We start from the raw sequence: 20,012 nt of genomic DNA, 5'->3' as shown, positions 1-20,012 counted from the left end.
GGGCCCTGCCGTCTTTTGCGGTATCGGCAACGTGAGTGGGCGAAAACCGGGAGGCGGGAGCAGGCTGGTCCCTGACCACCACGAGGGCAGCGAACCGGAAGGCGGCACAGCGATGGCGCAGCGGCAGGGACAGGTCCAGGACGAGAACCAGGCGCCGGGAGACGCGCGGGGGGAGGGTGTGGGCGCGGGCCACAAGAGCGACGGCCACGGAGGCGGGCACGGCCACAGCGGCCACAGCCACAGCGGTCACAGTCACAGTCACGGCCACGGCCATGACGGCAAGGACATGGACTGGGCCGCCATGGGCACCATGCTGGAGCGTTACGCGCGGATCGCCGCGCCGCTGTACGGCGAGGTCGCCGCCTGGCTGCGCGCCTGGGTCCCGGAGCCCGGCGTCGTCGTGGACGTCGGCAGCGGCCCGGGCGCCGTCTCCTTCCTGCTGGCGGAGGCCTTCCCCACGGCGCGGATCGTCGCGGCGGACCCCGAGGAACCCCTCCTGGAGCGGGCCCGCGAGCGCGCCGCCCGCGAGGGCCTGACCGGCCGCTTCGACGCCGTGCGCGCCGCGCTGCCGGACGACATCGGCGACGTACCGACCGCCGACCTCCTGTGGCTGTGCAAGTCCCTGCACCACGTCGGCGACCAGAGCGCCGCGCTGGCCGCGCTGGCCGGCCGCCTCGCCCCGGGCGGCGCGATCGCCCTCCTGGAAGGCGGCCTGAACGCCCGCTACCTCCCCCGTGACATCGGCTTCGGCCGCCCCGGCCTCCTCTCCCGCCTCGAAGCCTCCGACGAGGCGTGGTTCGCCGGCATGCGGGAGAGCCTGCCGGGCACCAAGGACGCGCCGGAGGACTGGCCGGCGCTCCTCACCGGCGCGGGCCTGCGCCACGTGGCGACCCGCAGCTTCCTCCTCGACCTGCCGGCGCCGCTCCCCGAGGACGCCCGCGCCCACGTGATCGAGGAGTTCACCCGCCGCCGCGAGATGCACGAGGAGCGCTTCACCCCCGAGGACCTCGCCACGTTCGACCGCCTCCTGGACGAGAACGACCCGCAGAGCCTGCACCACCGCCCCGATCTGTTCCTGCTCTCGGCGCAGACGGTGCACGTGGCGGTGAAGGACCCGGCCGACGTGTAGGGGTCAGCAGCGGCTCGGGCGCGCCCAGTGGCACACGTATCTGCCGAACACCCGCTACCGCAAGCCCTGTTGACGCTACCTTCGAGAGCCGGGGCAGCGCCGGGCGAGGCCCGAACCGTGGAGGGGGAGCCGCACGTGGGTGAGTTGGTGCGCTGGGAGTCCGAGCAGGGGCCCGTCGTGGTCGAAGTGGAGTCCACGGACCCTGGTTTGCGGTCCGTGTCGCGGCGGGGCGAGGCCGGTGAGGTCCACGAGGTCGAGGGGCGCTTCGAGTCGGCGCTCGGGCAGGTGCGGGGCGCCGCGCTGTCGGCGCTGCGGACCTTCCGGGAGCGGGCCCTGGACCCCGACACGATCGAGCTCGAATTCGGCGTCAAACTCACGGTGGCGGCCGGCGCGGTCATCGCCAGGACGGCGACCGAGGGCCATCTGACCGTACGGCTGACCTGGTCGCGCCGCGCTGAGCCACAGGGCGGCGGGCGGACGGATCAGGACGCGGGGGACGAGGGGCGCCGGGACGCGGGGTAGGAACGGGAAGGGCCCGGGCAGGCCCGGGTAGGCGAACGGGCGGGCCCGGACCCTTGCCTGTCCGGGGCCGCCCGCCCGTCTTGCACCGCTTACACCGCTTACACCGTGTCGAACGTCGCCGGGTCCGGGCCGAGACGGCGGTCCTCGTTCAGGGCCGAGATCGCCGCCATGTCCTCGGGGTCCAGCTCGAAGTCGAAGACGTCGATGTTCTCCTTGATCCGCGACGGGGTCACGGACTTGGGGATCACCACGTTGCCCAGCTGGATGTGCCAGCGCAGCACGATCTGCGCGGGCGTGCGCCCGTGCTTGCGCGCGATGGCGACGATCGCCGGGACGTCCAGGAGCCCCTTGCCCTGGCCGAGCGGCGACCACGCCTCCGTGGCGATGCCCTGCTCGGCGTGGAACTCGCGCGAGGCGCGCTGCTGGAGGTGCGGGTGCAGCTCGATCTGGTTGACGGCGGGGATGACCGACGTCTCGGAGATCAGCCGCTCCAGGTGCTCCGGCAGGAAGTTCGACACGCCGATGGACTTGGCGCGGCCGTCGGCCTGGATCTTCTCGAAGGCCTTGTACGTGTCGACGTAGGTGTCCTTGGACGGCATCGGCCAGTGGATGAGGTACAGGTCCACATGGTCGAGCCCCAGCTTCTCGAGCGAGGTGTCGAAGGCACGCAAGGTCGCGTCGTGACCCTGGTCGCTGTTCCAGAGCTTCGTCGTGACGAACAGCTCCTCACGGGGCACACCGGAGGCGGCGATGGCCTTGCCCGTGCCCTCTTCGTTGCCGTAGATCGCCGCGGTGTCGATACTGCGGTACCCGGCCTCCAGTGCCGTCGTGACGGCCGCCTCGGCCTCGTCGTCCGGCACCTGCCACACGCCGAAACCGAGCTGCGGCATCTCGACGCCGTTGTTCAGGATGATCGGGGGGACCTTGCTCACGAGCTCTCGATCCTTCAGTCGTCGGGTGGTTCTCCCATGGTCAACGATCAGGGGCGACGCCGCATTCCTGAGACGGAAGCATGCGGTCCCGCACGCCCCGGACGTGCGACCACATGCCATCGTGTGCCCACGATCACGCCACCGATGCGCGGGGCCGGGCGAGGGAAGTGCCTGGTCAGACGTGGTACAGGGCGTCGACCTCGGCCGCGTAGAGGTCCTCGATGGCCTTCCGCTTCAGCTTCAGCGAAGGCGTGAGCAGTCCGTGCTCCTCGCTGAACTGATGCGCCAGTATCCGGAACGTACGGATCGACTCCGCCTGCGAGACGAGCGTGTTGGCGGCGACGACGGCCCGCCGCACCTCCGTCTCCAGATCCGGGTCCCGCACCAGCTCGCCGGCGGGAAGGAGCGGCTTGCGCCGCATCGTCAGCCAGTGCTCGACGGCTTCCCTGTCCAGGGTGACGAGGGCGGCGATGTAGGGGCGGTCGTTGCCGACGACGATGCACTGCGCGACCAGCGGATGGTCGCGCACCCGCTCCTCCAGCTGGACCGGCGAGACGCTCTTTCCGCCGGACGTCACCAGGATCTCCTTCTTGCGCCCGGTGATCGTCAGGTAGCCGTCCTCGTCGAGCGAGCCCAGGTCGCCGGTGGCGAGCCAGCCGTCGCGCAGGGTCGCCTCCGTGGCCTGCGGGGCGTTCAGATAGCCCTGGAAGACGTTGTCGCCGCGCAGCCAGATCTCCCCGTCCTCCGCGATGTGCACCGTCGTCCCCGGGATGGGCTGCCCCACCGTGCCGTAGCGGGTGCGCTCGGGCGGGTTGGCGGCCGCGGCGGCCGTCGACTCGGTCAGCCCGTACCCCTCGTAGATCGTCACGCCGGCGCCCGCGAAGAACAGGCCGAGCCGCCGGTCCATGCCCGAGCCGCCCGACATCGCGTGTCGCACCCGGCCGCCCATCGCCTCGCGCACCTTGGCGTAGACGAGCTTGTCGAACAGCTGGTGCTGCACGCGCAGGGCGGCCGACGGGCCGGGGCCCGAGCCGAAGGCCTTCGCCTCCATCGCGTCCGCGTAGCGCACCGCGCACTCGACGGCCTTGTCGAACGGACCCGCCCTGCCCTCCTTCTCCGCCTTGCGCCGCGCCGCGTTGAACACCTTTTCGAAGATGTAGGGCACGGCCAGGATGAACGAGGGCCGGAACGCGGCCAGGTCCGGCAGCAGCGCCGCCGCGTTGAGGTTCGGCTGGTGCCCCATCTTGACCCGCCCCCGCACGGCGGCGACCTGCACCATCCGGCCGAACACGTGCGCGAGCGGCAGGAACAGCAGCGTCGTGGCCTCTTCGCCGCGCTTGGCGCGGAAGACCGGCTCCCAGCGTGCGACCATCACATCCGCCTCGAACATCAGGTTCGCGTGCGAGATCAGACAGCCCTTGGGGCGGCCGGTGGTGCCGGACGTGTAGATGATCGTGGCGATCGAGTCCGGGGTGACCGCCCGGCGGTGGCGGTGCACCACCTCGTCGTCGATGTCCAGGCCCGCGCCGTTCAGTTCGGCCACGGCGTCGGCGTCCAGCTGCCACAGGCGGCGCAGCTGCGGCAGCCGGTCGACGACCGAGCCGATCGTCATCGCGTGGTCCTCGTGCTCGACCATCGCGGCGCTGACCCCCGCGTCGTGCAGCATCCAGTGGACCTGCTCGGCCGAGGAGGTCGGATAGACGGGCACGACCTGGGCGCCGATGGTCCACAGCGCGAAGTCGAACAGCGTCCACTCGTAGCGGGTGCGGCACATGATGGCGACGCGGTCACCGAACCGTACGCCCTGCGCGATCAGGCCCTTCGCCAGGGCCAGCACCTCGTCACGGAACTCTCCCGAGGTGACGTCGTGCCACCGTCCGTCCGACTTGCGGCCCAGGGCGACGCGCGTCGGATCCGCACGGGCATGGTCGAAGACAGCGTCGGCAAGACCGCCCGCCGGCGGCGCCGACGCCGTCGGAGGGTTCGTGAACTCGCGCAATGATGCTCCTCGTGGCGCTCCGCACAGCGCCGTGACCGTACCCCACGCCACGGCGTCGCGGGAGGGGGCCGATGGGCGGGCGGTACGGACCATCAGCACAGGTCAGCAGGTGGAAATGCGGCCACAAGGGGAACGGCGGGACAGATTACTTACGCTTGAGTAAGTTTCGGTACCGTAATCTCCACCGAATCTGTACGTGGCGTGCAGAGGCGCGGCACCCCCCAGCTCGGACCCCCGCGCGGGCAGCACCCTGCGCCCGCAGGGTGCCGCCCACCGCCCGCCGCCGTGCCTACGCCCGCTGCCGGGCGGTGGCGGGCTCCCGCTCGTCGCGGGACACGCCCGAGGCAACCGCGTCCGCCGCCCCCGGCCGCCGCCCCGGCGTCCGCACCAGGACGAGCACCAGCACCCCGGCGGCGAGCCCCGTGACGCCCGCCGCGAGGGACGCCCCGTTCAGCCCGTCCGCGAAGGCCGCCCGCACCGCGTGCTCGGAGAGGGTGCCGTGCGGGTCCCGCGCGCCGCCGCCCGCGACGGCGTGTGCCGCGTCGTGCCCGAGCGAGTCCGCCATGCGCGAGGTCAGCACCGTGCCGAACAGGGCGACCCCGACCGCGTAGCCGAGCTGGCGGAAGGTGTTGACCGCGCCGCCCGCCATCCCGGCGTTCGCGGGCGGCACCGCGGCCAGCGCCGCCCCGGCGAGCCCCGGCGCCACCAGCCCCGTACCGAGCCCCGCGAGGGTCAGCCCGGGGGCGAGCGCCGTCCAGGACGAGGAGGCGTCGAGCACCGCCGTGCACAGGCCGCCCGCGCCGACAAGGAGCAGACCGACGCCGATGACCAGGCGCGGCGCCACACCGTGCAGCAGGCGCCCGCTGATCAGCGCGACCACGAACGACGTGGCCGCCAGCGGCAGCAGCACGAGTCCGCCGCGCACCGGGCTCAGGCCGAGCACGGTCTGGAGCCACAGCGAGAAATAGGGGATGACCCCGAACGCCGCCGCGTTGTAGCCGAGCGCGCCGATCAGCACCCCGGTGAACGCGGGCTTGCGCAGCAGCCGCAGATCGAGCAGCGGATGGGCGACCCACCGCTCCACCAGCACGAAGCAGAGCAGCGCGAGCGCGGAGAGCGCGAAGGCCGCGGCGGTGGGCGCCGACGTCCAGCCCTCGGCGCCGCCGCGCAGCACGCCATACGTCCCCGCCCCCGCGAAGCCCGCGAACGCGACCGTCCCCGCCCAGTCGACCCGCCGCCCGGCGGCGGCCCGGGACTCGGGCACCACACGCAGCGTCAGCCAGATCGACACCACGCTCACCGGCAGGTTCACGAAGAAGATCCAGCGCCAGCCCGGCCCCTCCGCGAGCACCCCGCCGACGATCGGGCCGAGCGCGGCCGACGCCCCGCTCACCGCGCCCCACACGCCGAGGGCGACCGACCGCTCGCGCCCCTGGTAGGCGGCGCCGAGCAGCGGCAGGGTCGTCGCGAACATGGCGGCGGCGCCCACTCCTTGCAGCGCCCGGGCCGCCACCAGCAGCTCGGCGTCCGACGCCAGGCCGCACCCCAGTGAGGCCAGGGCGAACAGCGCGGTCCCCGCCACGTTGAGCCGCCGCCGCCCCAGCACGTCGGCGGCGGCGCCGATCCCGAGCAGCAGCGCGGCGAGGGCGAGGGCGTAGCCGTCGATGACCCATTGGAGGTCACTGAGCGAGGCGTCCAGCGCCCGCGCCATGTCGGGCAGCGCCACCACCACGATGGTCACGTCCAGCAAAAGCATGAAGGTCCCGAGAGACACCGCCGTGAGCGGCCCCCATCTGCGCATTTCCCTCTTCCTCCGACTTGTCGTACGAGCATGTGTGCGTATCCGTACGATGAGGCGGCGGCGACCGGTCCCGGTGCCTGGAGGCCTCTGCGCGCACGGATCCGACACAGAGGAGGGCTCAGTGGTGGAATCCGATGTCTTCGACGCCCTGGACCGCCAGGTGGTGCACGCCCTGGAGATCGACGGCAGGGCGTCCTTCAGCCGCATCGCGGGCGTGCTCGGCGTCTCCGACCAGACCGTCGCGCGCCGCTTCCGCCGGCTGCGCGCCGGCGCGGGCCTGCGCGTCATCGGCGTCCGGGACAGCGCGCTGCTCGGCAGGGACCAGTGGATGCTGCGGCTGCGCTGCACACCGGACGGGGCCGAGGCCATCGCGGCCGCCCTGGCCCGCCGCCCCGACACGGCCTGGGTCCACCTGACGTCGGCGGGCACCGAAGTCGTCTGCATGTCGCTGCCCCACACCCCCGGCGACTACGACGACCTGCTCTTCGGCAAGCTCCTGCGCACCCGGAAGCTCATCGAGATCACCGCCCACCAGCTCATGCACCGCTTCTACGGCGGACGCACCGGCTGGATCGGCAAGCACCGCCCGCTGACCGACGCACAGGCCGCCGCCCTGCGCCCGGCCACGGTCGCCGCGCCCCCGGGTCCCGTGCGCATCGCCCCCGACGACGAGCCCCTGGTCGCCGCCCTGAAGGCCGACGGACGCGCCACCTACCCCGAACTCCAGCGGCGCACGGGCCTGTCCGAGTCCTCCGTCAAGCGCCGCGTCGCCGCGCTGTTCGGCTCCGGGGCGCTCTACCTGGACACCGAGTACGACACCGCGTGCTTCGGTTTCGCCACCGCCGCGATCCTGTGGGTCACCGTCGCGCCCGGCGCCCTCGACGCGGTGGGCCGGGCGATGGCCGCACACCCGGAGGTCGCCCATGTCTCGGCGACCTCCGGCTCCGCCAACCTGATGGCGAGCGTCCTGACCCGCGACACCGCGGAGCTGTACCGCTATGTGAGCGGCAGGCTCGGCCCGCTGGACGGCGTGCGCCACATCGAGACGGCCCCCCTCCTGCGCCGCTTCAAGGAACTCACCTACCCGCGGCCCCTGCGCTAGAGCGTGCCGTCCCTTTCCGGTCGTCCGCCCGGCGGGCCGGCCCCGTGCCGCAGCCGGTCGCCGCTCGCGAGGATCGCCGCCGCCAGCGCGTCCGCGGCGCCCTGGTCGGCGGCGCGGCGCTCGCCGTGCAGCAGGACGAAGTCGACCCGGCCCAGCTCGGGCAGGCCCGCCCGGTCCGGGACGCGGACCAGGCCCGGCGGGATCAGACCGCGCGAGTGCGCCATCACCCCGAGCCCCGCGCGGGCCGCCGCCACCAGGCCGTTGAGGCTGCCGCTGGTGCACGCCACCCGCCAGGCCCGGCCGCGCCGCTCCAGCGCCTCCAGGGCGAGGGCGCGGGTGATGCCCGGCGGCGGATAGACGATCAGCGGTACCGGACGCTCCGGATCCAGCCGCAGCCGCTCCGCGCCGATCCACACCAGCTCGTCGTGGCGCACCAGCTCGCCGCGCGGATCCTCCGGGCGCCGCTTGGCGAGCACCAGGTCGAGCCTGCCCGCGTCCAGCTGCTCGTGGAGCGTGCCGGACAGTTCGACGGTCAGCTCCAGGTCGACGTCCGGGTGGTCGTGCCGGAAGGCCTCCAGGATGTCGGTGAGCCGGGTCAGGACGAAGTCCTCCGACGCCCCGAACCGCAGCCGCCCGCGAAGCCGCGTCCGCGTGAAGAACGCCGCCGCCTGCTCGTGCACCACGAGGATGCGGCGGGCGAAGCCGAGCATCGCCTCGCCGTCCTCGGTCAGCTCGACGCTGTGCGTGTCACGGGTGAACAGCTGCCGGCCGGTGGCCTCCTCCAGGCGCCGCACGTGCTGGCTCACCGTGGACTGGCGCAGGCCGAGGCGCCGGGCGGCCTGCGTGAAGTTCAGCGTCTGGGCGACCGCGAGGAAGGTGCGCAGCTGCGAAGGGTCGTACACCCGCACCAGCCTAGCCGCGCCCATCGTGTTCCGTGATGGCAGTCAGAGCGGTGTACGGGTTTCCCGATCGCCCGGCTCGGGAGGAGCATTGGGGGACGAGACGTTCCGGCCATCCCGGCGCCGGGACCGTCCGGAACCACACCCCCGCACCGAGAGCATGGAGCGCCGTGAAACGCCTGAAGTGGCCGTCCTGGATGCCGGTCGACCCCTACATCGTGGCGTTGCTCGCGACCGTGGGCATCGCGGCCCTCCTCCCCGCGCGGGGTACGTCCGCCGAGGTCGCCTCCGGGGCCTCCACCGCCGCCGTGTCGTTCCTCTTCTTCCTCTACGGGGCCCGGCTGTCCACCCGGGAGGCGCTCGACGGACTGCGGCACTGGCGGCTGCACCTCACCGTCCTCGCCTGTACGTTCCTCGTCTTCCCGCTGCTCGGGCTCGCCGCGAAGGGGCTCGTGCCCCACGTCCTGACGCCCGCCCTCTACAGCGGCTTCCTCTTCCTCACCCTGGTGCCTTCGACGATCCAGTCGTCCATCGCCTTCACCTCCATGGCCCGGGGCAACGTCCCGGCGGCGATCTGCGCCGGCTCCTTCTCCTCGCTCGCCGGCATCGTGCTGACCCCGCTGCTCGCGGCGGCGCTGCTCGGCGGCACGGGCGGCGGCTTCTCGGCGGACTCCGTCGTCAAGATCGTCGTCCAACTCCTCGTGCCGTTCGTCACCGGCCAGGTGCTGCGGCGCTGGGTCGGCGGTTTCCTCACCCGGCACAAGAAGGTCCTCGGACGCGTGGACCGGGGCTCGATCCTGCTCGTCGTCTACACCGCCTTCAGCGAGGGCATGGTCCGGGGCATCTGGCACCAGGTGACCTGGCCGCGGCTGCTCGCGCTGCTCGGTGTCGAGGCCGTACTGCTCACCATGATGCTGGCGCTGACCTGGTACGGCGCGAAACGGCTCGGCTTCGGGCGCGCCGACCGGATCGCGATCCAGTTCGCCGGGTCGAAGAAGTCCCTGGCCGCCGGCCTGCCCATGGCCAGCGTGCTGTTCGGGGCGCACGCCTCCCTCGCCGTCCTGCCGCTGATGCTCTTCCACCAGATGCAGCTCATGGTCTGCGCGGTCATCGCCAAGCGCCGCTCGCGCGATCTGACCGACTCCGCCGTGACCGACTCGGACCTGACCGACGGCGTGACCGACTTCGACGGGCGGGACCCCGTCAGCGGGGCTCCGCCAGCCGCAGCGACACGAAGCGCGGCCGGTACAGCGACACGTTCCGATTGACGTTCGCCTGCGCGCTCGCGGGCACCGGGTCCAGCCAGTTCACGTCGTAGCTCAGCACGACGCGCCCGTCCCCGCCGAGCGCCGGATGGGCCTGCGGGTTGTAGGCGGCCGTGTCCTGGCGCGCGGCACCGTCCTTCGGCAGGGGCGCCTCGAACGCCTTGGCCGGGCCGTGCCAGGGGCCGGTGGGGGAGCAGGCCCAGTACGACGTGACGTCGGTCAGCCCCTCGGCGCCCGCGGCCATGGTGAACAGCACGTACGTCCCCTTCTCCCGCACCACCGTGAACGCGCTGCCCACCCCCTTGCGTCCGCCGTTGCCGAGGACCGCCCGCGAGGCGCTCTCGCGGCCCCAACCCTGGCCGTCCCAGTACTCCCACGCGCCGGCCTCGGCGAGCCGGCCGTGCGGGACGCGCGCGACGTGCGCGTGCGAGGTGGGCCGCGAGGCGGCCTGCGCGTCCGTGCCGCCGAAGACGTACGTCCAGCGCTCGTCCTCGACCGTCGTCGTGCCGTACAGGACCCGCTTCTCGGGGTCCGCGACCCGCTGCTGGTCGGACACCTTCACGATGCCCTCGACGCGCAGGTCCGGCAGGGAGAGCGTGGCGACCTCCGTGGCCATGGGGACGCCGTAGATCCAGGGGCCCTGACCCGTCATCCGGCTCCACAGCAGGACGCGTACGACCCGCTCCTGCGAGCCCGGTGAGCGGGGTTCGACACGGGCCGCCACCGGCCAGCGCCACTGCTGGGGCCCCGGGTCGGCGAAGAGCGGGGCGGGCAGGGTGCGCTGAAGGGTGCCGGAGCGGGACATGACCAGGGCGGAGTTGCGGACCATGGGCGCGTTGGCGTCCCGCCAGGGGTGGGGCTGGCCCGCCGGGTTGGGCGGCGCGTGGACCTGGCCGAGGAAGGTGTCGGAGAACAGCCACAGCACGCGCCCGTCCGGCAGCCGCACCGAGTGGGTACCGTCGCCGCCGGTCCAGTCGTCGGCCCGGGCCGGGTCGTCGCCGTAGCGGGCGAACTCCCCGGTGGATCGGTCGTCGGCGGACCAGGAGGCCACCGTGCGCGGCCGGCAAGCGGCCGCCCGCGTGTCGTCGCCCTCGCGGTCGCGGCCGGGCAGGGCGACGAGCAGGACGGCCGCGCAGGCCAGGGCGAGCGGCAGGATCAGCCAGATCCTGCCGCTCGCCCCGCCGTGACGCTCTTGGTCGGACACGCCCGGGACGTTAGTTCCTGCCGCGCACGCGGTCCATGGGGAGCCGGGCGACGGTGTCGTGTGTCACAGCGTCGCAGGTGGTGCGCAAGGCGTCCGTCTCGGCGTCGCTCAGGGCCCTGTCGTACACCCGCACGTCGTCGACCGCCCCGGTGAAGTGGGCGCGGCTGTCCAGGCGTTGCCCGATGTGCACGCCGAACGGCGAGTTGCGGCTGACCGAGCCCGGTACGTCGGCGGCGGTGACCCGCGTCCCGTCGAGGAACAGCGTCAGACGTCCGTCACCGCGGCGCAACGCGATGTGGTGCCAGCGGTCGTCGTTGTACGCGCCCGTGGTGCGCACGGCGGCGGACCTCGGGGGCGCCGCGCCGTCCCGCGTGGTGATCAGCCCCGTGACGCGGTCGCTCGCCGGCTCGCCGCGCAGCCACACCTGCGGCTGGTTGGTGCCGATGCCGCCCATCCACAGCAGCGGCTGCTCGCCGGTGGTCGCGGAGTAGCGGAACCACATCGAGGCGGTGAAGTCCCCCGAGCCGAGGGCCAGTCGGCGGCGGAAGGGCAGCCGTACGGCGTCGTCGGTGCCGTCGAGGGTGAGGGCGCCGCCGAAGCGGCCCTTGGTCTCGCGCGCCCCGCCGAGCACGGCCGCGGCACGGGCACCCGGCGCGTGGTCGCGGGTCGTCGGGTCGGGGCCGCGGCGCGGCCGCAGCCACTCCTCGGTGAAGCGGGCGAAGCGGATCTCGTCGCGCGCGTCGACGGTGCCGCCCTCGTACAGCAGGCCGACGTGCGCGCCGTCGGCCCGCACCAGGTCGGAGTAGCCGGACCAGTCCGCGGTGACCGTCGTGCCCCGGTCGACGCTGTCCCAGGTGCGGCCGCCGTCGTAGGAGGAGCGGATCTGCATCGTGCGGCGGCGGTCGGGGTCGCCGGGGCAGCCGAGCAGCATCCGGCGGCCGAACTGGAGCGTGGAGCACTGCACTTGGGGCGCGTACAGGTCCGGGATCGCCTCGAAGGGGGCGGCGAAGGTGTCGCCGCCGTCACGGCTCACGGTGTGCGTGCGGTGGCCGAGGTCGGTGCCGTCCTGCTCGCGCCCGCTGACGTACACCGCCCCGTCGGGCCGTTCGGTGACCGTCATCTCCGACGGCTTCTGGCGGAACGTGCCGTCCGCGCCGACCGGGTACGAGTCGGTGGCGCCGACCTTCCAGTGGTCGCCGCCGTCGTCGCTGACGACCAGCGCGGCGTGATTGGCGCTTATCCGGCTGCCGTCCCACGTCTCGGCGTTGACGGCCAGGACGAGCCGTCCGGCGTGCCGGCCCCCGGAGAGCTGGACCCCGTGCACGGGACCGGTCGCGTACCAGGAGTTCCACTCCCTCGGCAGGATCTCCTCGCTCAGGTCGCGCGGCGCCGACCAGCTGTGGCCGTCGTCGTCGCTGTACTGGAGGTGGGGGGTGCGGTCGCAGGGCACCTCGCAGTTCTTGCCGTCCGTGCGGCCGGTGTTGTAGGTCTCCGCGAGCAGCACACGGCCGCTCTCGCGGTCGACGACCGGCGCCGGGTTGCCGTGCGTGTCGCCGGCGCCCTCGTTGATGACGCGGAGCGGGCCCCAGGTGCGGCCCCCGTCGTCGGACCGCTTCAGGACCAGGTCTATGTCGCCCGCGTCACTGCAGTCGTTGACCCGGCCCTCGGCGAAGGCGAGGAGGGTGCCTTTCGTCGTCCGCACGACGGCGGGGATGCGGAAGCAGGTGTATCCGGGATCCTGGGAGGCCTTGAACAGCACCTGCTGCTCGAACGGCGGCTCGGGTTCGGCCGCCGCCCGCGCGAGGGGCGCCGGCAGCAGGGCGCCGACGGTGAGCGCCAGCACGGCGGCGGTGGGCCCAAGGGATCTGAGGCGTACACGGAGGCTCGAACTCGACGACCTCGACGACATGGTGCGGCCCGCCTTTCCTGGCGACGGCGATGGCGACGGAGCGACGGCGGTGGTGATGGAGCGATGGCGACGGAGCGACGGTGAAGGCGATGGAGCGACGGCGGTGGCGGGGGAGCGACGGCGGTGGCGGGGGAGCGACGGTGAAGGCGATGGAGCGACGGCGGTGGCGGTGGAGCGGTGGCGGTGGAGCGGCGCGGTGACTTTGGAGCGGCGACGGCGACGGGACGTCCTGACATCCCACGTCCTACGTGCGCGCCACAGACGGTACTGGCGCCCACCGCACCTCACAAGAACCGTGCGCCGGGGGAGCCCCGCGTGCCGCTCCCCCTTCGACGTGCGGGGGGCACGGGCCGGGCGGTCACGGGACGAGGACCACCTTCCCGAGGTTGGCCCGCTCCTCGATCGCCGCATGGGCGAGGGCCGCGTCCTCCAAGGCGTACCGGGCGTGCACGGCGGGCCGCAGCTCACCGGCCGCGTACAGCTGCCACAGCTCCCGCCGCCAGGCCTCGTACAGCGCGGGCTTCCCGCGGGCGATGAGCGCCATCTGGAAGCCGATGACGGACTTCGCGCCGACGAGCAGGTCGTACGCCGCCACGGTGCCGCCGCCCGAGCTGTAGGCCACCAGGCGCCCGTGCGGGGCGAGGGCCGCCACGGCGGGCGCGAGCAGGTCGCCGCCGACCGCGTCCAGGGCGTAGTCGACGGGCTCGCCCCAGTCCTCGCGGTCGTACGTGATGACGTCGTCGGCGCCGAGTCCGCGCACGAAGTCGGCCTTGCCGGCGTCGGAGACCGCGCCGACGACCCGCCCGGCCCCCTTCGCCCGCGCGAGCTGCACCGCCAGGTGGCCGACGCCGCTCGCCGCCGCCGTGATGAGCGCGGCCTCACCGGGCTCGGGGCGCGCGGCCTCCAGCGCGCCCCTGGCGACGAGCCCGGAGCGCACCAGCGCGACGGCGTCGACCGCGCTCGTGCCGCCCGGCACGGGGGAGGCCATCGCGGTGTGGAGCAGGGCGTAGTCGGCGTAACCGTGCCCGAAGACGAGCCCCGTGACACGGTCGCCCACCGCGTGGCCGGTGACGCCCTCGCCGAGTGCGACGACCTCTCCGGCGATCTCACCGCCGAGGGCGATCGGCTCGCGGGGCTCGCGGACCTTGCGGACGACGGGCAGGGTCACACCGGCCGCCTCCACGCGGACGAGCAGTTCGCCGGGGCCCGGCCGGGGGACGGGCGCCTCCTCCACGAACAGGACCTCGGGACCGCCGCTGCGTTCGTAACGGACGCGACGCATCCGCACCACCTCCGGAGTGGATCAGAAAGTCATTGGGAGCCCCAACGGTATAGGAAATTTCATAGGGAGGTCCAATGATTTCGTTCCGCTCTCGCTAGGCTCCTCCCATGCCCACGACGCCACCCGCCCCCAGCGCGATCCGTACCCTCCCCAGCTGGCTGCTCGGCCGCGCCGCCGCCCGTGGACGTGCCCTGGTCGCCGACGCGCTGGCCCAGGAGGGCCTGAAGATGTGGCACCACGTGGTGCTCGCGGCCGTCGCCGACCTCGGCCCGGTCGCCCAGGCCGAACTGGGCCGCAGCGTGTTGCTCGACCCCAAGGACATGGTCGGCGTCCTCAACGACCTCCAGGCGGACGGACTCGTCGACCGCGCCCCGGACCCGAAGGACCGCCGCAAGAACGCGATCACCATCACGGCCAAGGGGCGGCGTCTCGTGGCGCGCTGCACCGAAGCGGCCGAGCGGGCCAACGAGACGCTCCTCGCGCCCCTGTCGGACGCCGAGCGCACCCGGTTCCTGGAGATGCTCACCCGGATCTCCGGGGTGTCCTGAAGCGACCGGTTGGCTGGCCGGCCGGCTGGCCGTCCGTCCGGCCGGACGGGTCGGGGCCGGGTCAGGGCCGTGCCGCTGTTCGGAGCCGGGTCAGCCCTGGGCGGCCGGGGCCCGCAGGGCGACGCGGTGCTCGCCCGCGTACACGTTCATGGAGGAGCCGCGCAGGAAACCGATCAGCGTCAGACCGGTCTCGGCGGCCAGGTCGACCGCGAGGGAGGACGGCGCGGACACGGCGGCGAGCACCGGGATGCCCGCCATCACCGCCTTCTGGGCGAGCTCGAACGAGGCGCGGCCCGAGACGAGCAGGATCGCGCGCGACAGCGGGAGCCGCCCGTCCTGGAGCGCCCGGCCCACGAGCTTGTCGACGGCGTTGTGCCGCCCCACGTCCTCCCGTATGTCCAGCAACCGCCCCTCCTCGTCGAACAGGGCCGCCGCGTGCAGGCCCCCGGTCCGGTCGAAGACCCGCTGGGACTCGCGCAGCCGGTCGGGCAGACCCGCCAGCAGCTCGGTGCCGACGCGCACCGGGGGAGCGTCGGCGATCGGCCACCGGGCGGTGGTGCGCACGGCGTCCAGGCTCGCCTTGCCGCACAGGCCGCAGGACGAGGTCGTGTAGACGTTGCGCTCCAGGGTGATGTCGGGCAGGAGGAGGCCGGGCGTCGTGCGGACGTCCACCACGTTGTACGTGTTCGAGCCGTCCTCGGTGGCGCCCGCGCAGTACACGATGTTCCGCAGGTCCTCGGCGCCCCCGAGCACCCCCTCGCTCACCAGGAAACCCGCCGCGAGCGCGAAGTCGTCGCCCGGCGTGCGCATGGTGATGGCGAGCGGCCCGCCGTTCAGCCGGATCTCCAGGGGCTCCTCGGCGACCAGGGTGTCGGGCCGCTCGGAGACGTGCCCGTCCCGGATCCGGATGACCTTGCGTCGCTCCGTGACTCGTCCCATGTCCTGATCAGCCCCGGTTCTGTACGTGCTGGCGGCCGAGGTGGCCGTCACCTTGCCATTGTCCTGCACGCGAGGCGCGCCCCCGCGGCCGAGGCCGCGGCGGGGCTCGTACACGCGGGACGCGACTCGTACACGCGGGACGCGTGGAACTCGTGGCAAGTCGTGAAAACTCGCACATAAGGTCACACAGTTCTTCGGAGGGTGACCGGATCATGAGAAGCATCCAAAGCACACGCGCCTTTCCTGTCGCTTTACACCCCCGGTTACCGGTGAGTCGCTGACCAGACTGGAGGGTCCCGCATCTCCGGCAACAAGGGGGACCCGTACATGCACGGCTCGCGCATCGTCGCCATCGGCCACTATCAGCCCGCCAAGATCCTCACCAACGAGGATCTCGCGGGCCTGGTCGACACCAGCGACGAGTGGATCCGGTCCCGGGTGGGTATTCGCACCCGTCACATCGCGGGCCCGCAGGAGCCGGTCGACGAGCTGGCCGCGCACGCCGGGGGGAAGGCCCTGGCCGCCGCGGGCCTGACCCCCGACGCGATCGACCTGGTCCTGGTCGCCACCTCCACGGCCATCGACCGGTCACCGAACATGGCCGCCCGCGTCTCGGCCCGGCTCGGCATCCCCTCGCCGTCCGCGATGGACATCAACGTCGTGTGCGCGGGCTTCACGCACGCGCTCGCCACCGCCGACCACACGCTGCGGGCCGGGGCCGCCACCCGGGCCCTGGTCATCGGCGCCGACAAGATGTCCGAGGTCACGGATTGGACGGACCGCACCACCTGCGTGCTGACCGGGGACGGGGCGGGCGCGGTCGTCGTCGAGGCCTGCGGGCCCGGCGAGGGGCCCGGCATCGGCCCGGTGCTGTGGGGCTCGGTGCCCGAGATGGGCAACGCCGTGCGCATCGAGGGCACCCCGCCGCGCTTCGCCCAGGAGGGGCAGAGCGTCTACCGCTGGGCGACCACCCGGCTGCCGCCGCTGGCCCGCACGGCCTGCGAACGCGCCGGGCTCACCCCCGCCGACCTCGCCGGGGTCGTCCTGCACCAGGCCAACCTCCGCATCATCGAGCCGCTCGCGGAGCGCATCGGCGCGGTCAACGCCGTCGTCGCCCGCGATGTGGTCGACTCCGGGAACACCTCGGCGGGCTCCATCCCGATGGCCCTGTCCAAGCTGGTCGAACGCGGGGAACTGCGCTCCGGCGACCCGGTCCTGCTGTTCGGCTTCGGCGGGAACCTCTCGTACGCGGGGCAGGTCGTGCGCTGTCCGTGAGCGCGGGGGCGCGCGGCGTGTTACGGGGGCCCCGTGCCGGGGCTCAGGCCGCTGGGGCTCAGGCGCCGCGGGCGGCGAGGACCGCCTGGGTCTGCGTGGTCTGCCCGACGAGGCGCTCCTGATCGTCGTACATCTCGGTCTGTACGACGATGAAGGAGCCGCCGATGTGCAGCGGACGGGCCACCGCGCGGGCCGTCCCGGAGCGCACGGCCCGCAGGAAGTTGGTCTTGGACTCGATCGTCGACGTGGCCGCGCCGTCGGGCAGATTGAGGTACGCGCACACCGCGCCGACCGTATCCGCGAGCGTCATCACCGCTCCGCCGTGCAGCACGCCGCCCGCCGTGCACAGCTCCGGCGACCAGGGCAGGGTGCCCTCCACACGGTCCGGCCGCGTCTCGGCGAAGGTGATGCCGAGGTGCCCGGCGAAGGGGACGGCGGCGAGCAGCTGGGCGCGCGGATCGTCGTTCTGGGGCAGGGTGTCCGACATGGGTTGACCTTCCGCTGGGGGGCGTGGCGACCCCATCGTGCGGCACGCCGGCGGCGGCCGTCGATTACCCCGGAGGTAAACCGGCCGGGATCACCGGGCCACCTTCGTCCCCGTACCGTGAAGGGATCATCACTCCGGGTGAGAACCCGCGCGAGCCGGGACACCCGCCGGGCATCCGGCGGCCGGCGGGCCGATACGCAGGTGAAAGGCACTCCGAAACCTTGGTATTGTTGTCCATGTCGCCGCGGGGAACACCACACGGCGACAGACACCTGGTCCGGGTGGCGGAATGGCAGACGCGCTAGCTTGAGGTGCTAGTGCCCTTTATCGGGCGTGGGGGTTCAAGTCCCCCCTCGGACACCAGCTGAGACCCCACTTCATGTGGGGTCTTCTGCGTTTCCGGGGTGCGGCGGGACCACTTCACGTGACCAACGGGCCCAGCGATCTTGGCCCAGGTCAGGGCGGCGGAGACCGAGTCGGCCCGCACCGGACCGGCCTCGCGTGGACGGGACTTGATGACGGTACGAGCGAGGGCCCCCTGGGGCGTCTATGAAGGAAGGCGACTATGCGCGTCTTCGCCTAAACCGGGTGCCGAACTGTCGGAGCGAGACCAACCGACGAGACAGGACTGCGACGTGAGCCGTGCGGCGAACCGGGATGAGGTAATGGAGGCGGACTACGCGGACGCTGCCGCCCGTCTGGAGAAGGCGGAGGAGCGCGCCGCCCGCTTCATGGCCGAGCGCGAGCGCTGACGCTGTTAGCTTCCGGCTACGCGCGGGGATATTCCCCGCACTGGAGTGGTTGGCCACGTGACCACCCCATGACCAACACCCCAACGAAGCCCCTGGGCAGGCCGAAACGGGCGAGGGTGTCAGGACGTGGCCCAGAGGGAGCGGACGTGGCCTAGGTGGCGGGCCATGCAGTGTTCCGCTGCCGTCGCGTCGCCCGACAGCATCAGGTCGAGGAGTTCGATGTGCTCCTCGGCCGACGGGGTCAGCTGGTCCCGTTCGTCCAGGGCGGTGAGACCGTAGAGGCGGGAGCGCTTGCGGAGTTCGCCGACGGTCTCGACCAGGCGGTCGTTGCCCGAGAGGGCGAGGAGCGACAGGTGGAAGCGGCGGTCCGCCTCCAGATAGGCGATGAGATCGTGCTCGCGGGCGGCCCGGACGATCTCCTCCGCGACCGGGCGCAGCACATCCAGGTCCTCGCGGGCCGCGGTGCGGGTGATCCGGCCGATCATGGGGATCTCGATCAGGGCCCGGATCTCCGTGTACTGATCGAGGTCGCGCTCGTTGACCTCCGTGACGCGAAAGCCCTTGTTGCGGACCGGCTCGACCAGGCCCTCGCGGGCCAGATCGAGCATCGCCTCGCGCACCGGCGTCGCCGAGATGCCGAAGTCCTCGGCGAGGCCCGGCGCGGAGTAGATCTCGCCCGGCCGCAGCTCGCCGGAGATCAGGGCGGCGCGCAGGGCATGGGCCACCTGGTCGCGCAGCCGCTCCCTGGTCGTGATGAGGTTCTTCTGCTTCAGGTGCCCCATGGTGCTCCCCTCCGGTGATGCCCGCGCCCGCGCGGATCACCAAAGTACAATGTCACGTTGCGAGTTGCGGGGGGTGGGGAGCGTTCCGGCCGGGACCGTTCCGGCCGGGGGTCAGAGGGTGAAGCCGGCCGGGAACGGGTCGGTGGGGTCCAGGAAGTACTGGGCCGTGCCGGTGATCCAGGCGCGGCCGGTGATCCGGGGCACGACCGCCGGCAGGCCCGCCACCTCCGTACGCGCGATCAGGCGGCCGGTGAACTCCGTACCGATGAAGGACTCGTTGACGAAGTCGCGGTCCAGCGGGAGTTCGCCGCGCGCGTGCAGCTGAGCCATGCGCGCGGAGGTGCCCGTCCCGCACGGGGAGCGGTCGAACCAGCCGGGGTGGATCGCCATCGCGTGCCGCGAGCGCTGTGCGTCGGAGCCGGGCGCGGCCAGGTAGACGTGCTTCAGCCCTGCGATGTCGGGCTGCTCGGGGTGTGTCGGACGCTCCGGCGAGGCGTTGATCGTCTCCATGAGGGCCAGCCCCGCCGCGAGGAGATCGTCCTTGTGCGCCCGGTCGAACGGCAGGCCCAGCGCGCCCAGCTGGACGAACGCGTAGAAGTTGCCGCCGAAGGCCAGGTCGTACGCCACCGTGCCGAGGCCCGGCACCTCGGCCTCGCGGTCCAGGGCCACGCAGAACGCCGGCACGTTGGTGAAGGTGACCGACGTCGCCACGCCGTCGGCCACCTGTACGTCGGCGCGGACCAGGCCCGCCGGTGTGTCCAGGCGGACCGTGGTGACCGGCTCGATGACCGGGACCATGCCGGTCTCGACCAGCACGGTGGCCACCCCGATGGTTCCGTGCCCGCACATGGGCAGTACCCCGGAGACCTCGATGAAGAGGACGCCGTAGTCGGCGTCGGGGCGTGTCGGGGGCTGGAGTATCGCGCCGCTCATCGCGGAGTGCCCGCGCGGCTCGTGCATCAGGAGGGTGCGCAGGTGGTCGAGGTGCTCGATGAAGTGGACCCTGCGCTCGGCCATGGTGGCGCCGGGGATCACCCCCACACCCCCGGTGATCACCCGGGTGGGCATGCCTTCGGTGTGCGAGTCGACGGCGTGGAAGACGTGACGAGTGCGCATGCGTCTCCTCTTGGAGTGTAGAGACGTGGAAACGTAACGGGACAGGGGATAAGGGCGGGTGGCTGATGG

The 20,012-nt window shown here is 72.8% G+C and carries 17 protein-coding genes and 1 tRNA gene; 7 read left to right on the top strand and 11 right to left on the bottom strand.

Going from position 1 to position 20,012, the window contains the following annotated elements:
* Positions 1–112: 112 nt before the first annotated feature.
* Together ACZ516_RS09840 and ACZ516_RS09835 are read left to right on the top strand one after the other, a co-directional pair.
* Entirely contained in the window at positions 113–1,129 is a 1,017-nt protein-coding gene (locus ACZ516_RS09840; RefSeq protein ID WP_469009448.1) for a class I SAM-dependent methyltransferase, read from the top strand.
* Positions 1,130–1,264: 135 nt separating this feature from the next.
* The gene (locus ACZ516_RS09835; protein WP_469009447.1) at positions 1,265–1,651 is read left to right on the top strand and encodes a CU044_2847 family protein; all 387 of its coding nucleotides are present in this window, start codon (positions 1,265–1,267) and stop codon (positions 1,649–1,651) included.
* A gap of 98 nt (positions 1,652–1,749) precedes the next feature.
* On the opposite strand, the gene ACZ516_RS09830 is transcribed toward ACZ516_RS09835, so the two are convergent.
* The 3 genes from ACZ516_RS09830 to ACZ516_RS09820 form a co-directional block, all read right to left on the bottom strand.
* Positions 1,750–2,541, bottom strand: coding sequence for an aldo/keto reductase (locus tag ACZ516_RS09830; RefSeq protein ID WP_469009637.1), 792 nt, complete (start codon positions 2,539–2,541; stop codon positions 1,750–1,752).
* 217 nt (positions 2,542–2,758) lie between these two features.
* On the bottom strand, positions 2,759–4,582 hold the full coding sequence (locus ACZ516_RS09825) for an AMP-dependent synthetase/ligase (RefSeq protein ID WP_358584412.1): 1,824 nt from the start codon (positions 4,580–4,582) through the stop codon (positions 2,759–2,761).
* A gap of 289 nt (positions 4,583–4,871) precedes the next feature.
* On the bottom strand, positions 4,872–6,383 hold the full coding sequence (locus ACZ516_RS09820; protein ID WP_469009446.1) for an MFS transporter: 1,512 nt from the start codon (positions 6,381–6,383) through the stop codon (positions 4,872–4,874).
* 121 nt (positions 6,384–6,504) lie between these two features.
* On the opposite strand from ACZ516_RS09820, the gene ACZ516_RS09815 reads away from it, so the two are divergent.
* Entirely contained in the window at positions 6,505–7,485 is a 981-nt protein-coding gene (locus ACZ516_RS09815; protein WP_469009444.1) for an Lrp/AsnC family transcriptional regulator, read from the top strand.
* On the opposite strand, the gene ACZ516_RS09810 is transcribed toward ACZ516_RS09815, so the two are convergent.
* On the bottom strand, positions 7,482–8,387 hold the full coding sequence (locus ACZ516_RS09810; RefSeq protein ID WP_358584415.1) for a LysR substrate-binding domain-containing protein: 906 nt from the start codon (positions 8,385–8,387) through the stop codon (positions 7,482–7,484). The genes ACZ516_RS09815 and ACZ516_RS09810 overlap by 4 nt on opposite strands.
* A 167-nt stretch (positions 8,388–8,554) precedes the next feature.
* Between ACZ516_RS09810 and ACZ516_RS09805 the strand changes: the two genes are divergently transcribed.
* Positions 8,555–9,652 (top strand): bile acid:sodium symporter family protein, encoded by a 1,098-nt coding sequence (locus ACZ516_RS09805; protein ID WP_469009443.1) that lies wholly within the window; start codon positions 8,555–8,557, stop codon positions 9,650–9,652.
* Here the strand turns inward: ACZ516_RS09805 and ACZ516_RS09800 are convergent.
* The 3 genes from ACZ516_RS09800 to ACZ516_RS09790 all read right to left on the bottom strand — a co-directional run bounded on the left by ACZ516_RS09800 (position 9,588) and on the right by ACZ516_RS09790 (position 14,044).
* Positions 9,588–10,853, bottom strand: coding sequence for a hypothetical protein (locus ACZ516_RS09800; RefSeq protein WP_469009442.1), 1,266 nt, complete (start codon positions 10,851–10,853; stop codon positions 9,588–9,590). The two genes, ACZ516_RS09805 and ACZ516_RS09800, sit on opposite strands and share 65 nt — an antisense overlap.
* 10 nt (positions 10,854–10,863) lie before the next feature.
* Positions 10,864–12,762, bottom strand: coding sequence for an exo-alpha-sialidase (locus tag ACZ516_RS09795; protein ID WP_469009440.1), 1,899 nt, complete (start codon positions 12,760–12,762; stop codon positions 10,864–10,866).
* A 358-nt stretch (positions 12,763–13,120) separates the two neighbouring features.
* The gene (locus ACZ516_RS09790) at positions 13,121–14,044 is read right to left on the bottom strand and encodes a quinone oxidoreductase family protein (protein ID WP_469009439.1); all 924 of its coding nucleotides are present in this window, start codon (positions 14,042–14,044) and stop codon (positions 13,121–13,123) included.
* A gap of 107 nt (positions 14,045–14,151) precedes the next feature.
* On the opposite strand from ACZ516_RS09790, the gene ACZ516_RS09785 reads away from it, so the two are divergent.
* Positions 14,152–14,592 (top strand): MarR family winged helix-turn-helix transcriptional regulator, encoded by a 441-nt coding sequence (locus ACZ516_RS09785; RefSeq protein WP_469009437.1) that lies wholly within the window; start codon positions 14,152–14,154, stop codon positions 14,590–14,592.
* Positions 14,593–14,682: 90 nt separating this feature from the next.
* Here the strand turns inward: ACZ516_RS09785 and fdhD are convergent, their stop codons facing one another.
* Complete coding sequence (gene fdhD, locus ACZ516_RS09780; RefSeq protein ID WP_469009435.1) at positions 14,683–15,531, bottom strand: formate dehydrogenase accessory sulfurtransferase FdhD; 849 nt, start codon at positions 15,529–15,531, stop codon at positions 14,683–14,685.
* Positions 15,532–15,858: 327 nt separating this feature from the next.
* Between fdhD and ACZ516_RS09775 the strand changes: the two genes are divergently transcribed.
* Positions 15,859–16,806 (top strand): beta-ketoacyl-ACP synthase III, encoded by a 948-nt coding sequence (locus ACZ516_RS09775; RefSeq protein WP_469009434.1) that lies wholly within the window; start codon positions 15,859–15,861, stop codon positions 16,804–16,806.
* Positions 16,807–16,864: 58 nt separating this feature from the next.
* Here the strand turns inward: ACZ516_RS09775 and ACZ516_RS09770 are convergent, their stop codons facing one another.
* The gene (locus ACZ516_RS09770; protein ID WP_358587877.1) at positions 16,865–17,293 is read right to left on the bottom strand and encodes a PaaI family thioesterase; all 429 of its coding nucleotides are present in this window, start codon (positions 17,291–17,293) and stop codon (positions 16,865–16,867) included.
* A gap of 275 nt (positions 17,294–17,568) precedes the next feature.
* Here ACZ516_RS09770 and ACZ516_RS09765 point away from each other — a divergent pair.
* Positions 17,569–17,656, top strand: a tRNA-Leu gene (locus tag ACZ516_RS09765).
* Between the two features lie 508 nt (positions 17,657–18,164).
* Here the strand turns inward: ACZ516_RS09765 and ACZ516_RS09760 are convergent.
* Together ACZ516_RS09760 and ACZ516_RS09755 are read right to left on the bottom strand one after the other, a co-directional pair.
* The gene (locus tag ACZ516_RS09760) at positions 18,165–18,827 is read right to left on the bottom strand and encodes a GntR family transcriptional regulator (protein ID WP_469009432.1); all 663 of its coding nucleotides are present in this window, start codon (positions 18,825–18,827) and stop codon (positions 18,165–18,167) included.
* A gap of 111 nt (positions 18,828–18,938) precedes the next feature.
* A complete protein-coding gene (locus ACZ516_RS09755; protein ID WP_469009431.1) occupies positions 18,939–19,943 on the bottom strand; it encodes a proline racemase family protein in 1,005 nt (334 codons plus the stop codon).
* Positions 19,944–20,012: the final 69 nt, after the last annotated feature.

This window comes from Streptomyces sp. NPDC034037 (assembly GCF_055575715.1).
The sequence above is the reverse complement of the archived record's forward strand: the minus strand, read 5'-3'. Positions and strand labels throughout refer to the sequence as shown.

Coding starts and splice junctions, on each gene's coding strand:
- ACZ516_RS09840 (WP_469009448.1), top strand. CDS start 113: ATGGCGCAGCGGCAGGGACAGGTCCAGGACGAGAACCAGGCGCCGGGA.
- ACZ516_RS09830 (WP_469009637.1), bottom strand. CDS start 2,541: ATGCCGCAGCTCGGTTTCGGCGTGTGGCAGGTGCCGGACGACGAGGCC.
- ACZ516_RS09820 (WP_469009446.1), bottom strand. CDS start 6,383: ATGCGCAGATGGGGGCCGCTCACGGCGGTGTCTCTCGGGACCTTCATG.
- ACZ516_RS09795 (WP_469009440.1), bottom strand. CDS start 12,762: ATGTCGTCGAGGTCGTCGAGTTCGAGCCTCCGTGTACGCCTCAGATCC.
- ACZ516_RS09790 (WP_469009439.1), bottom strand. CDS start 14,044: ATGCGTCGCGTCCGTTACGAACGCAGCGGCGGTCCCGAGGTCCTGTTC.
- ACZ516_RS09785 (WP_469009437.1), top strand. CDS start 14,152: ATGCCCACGACGCCACCCGCCCCCAGCGCGATCCGTACCCTCCCCAGC.
- fdhD (WP_469009435.1), bottom strand. CDS start 15,531: ATGGGACGAGTCACGGAGCGACGCAAGGTCATCCGGATCCGGGACGGG.
- ACZ516_RS09775 (WP_469009434.1), top strand. CDS start 15,859: ATGCACGGCTCGCGCATCGTCGCCATCGGCCACTATCAGCCCGCCAAG.
- ACZ516_RS09770 (WP_358587877.1), bottom strand. CDS start 17,293: ATGTCGGACACCCTGCCCCAGAACGACGATCCGCGCGCCCAGCTGCTC.
- ACZ516_RS09760 (WP_469009432.1), bottom strand. CDS start 18,827: ATGGGGCACCTGAAGCAGAAGAACCTCATCACGACCAGGGAGCGGCTG.
- ACZ516_RS09755 (WP_469009431.1), bottom strand. CDS start 19,943: ATGCGCACTCGTCACGTCTTCCACGCCGTCGACTCGCACACCGAAGGC.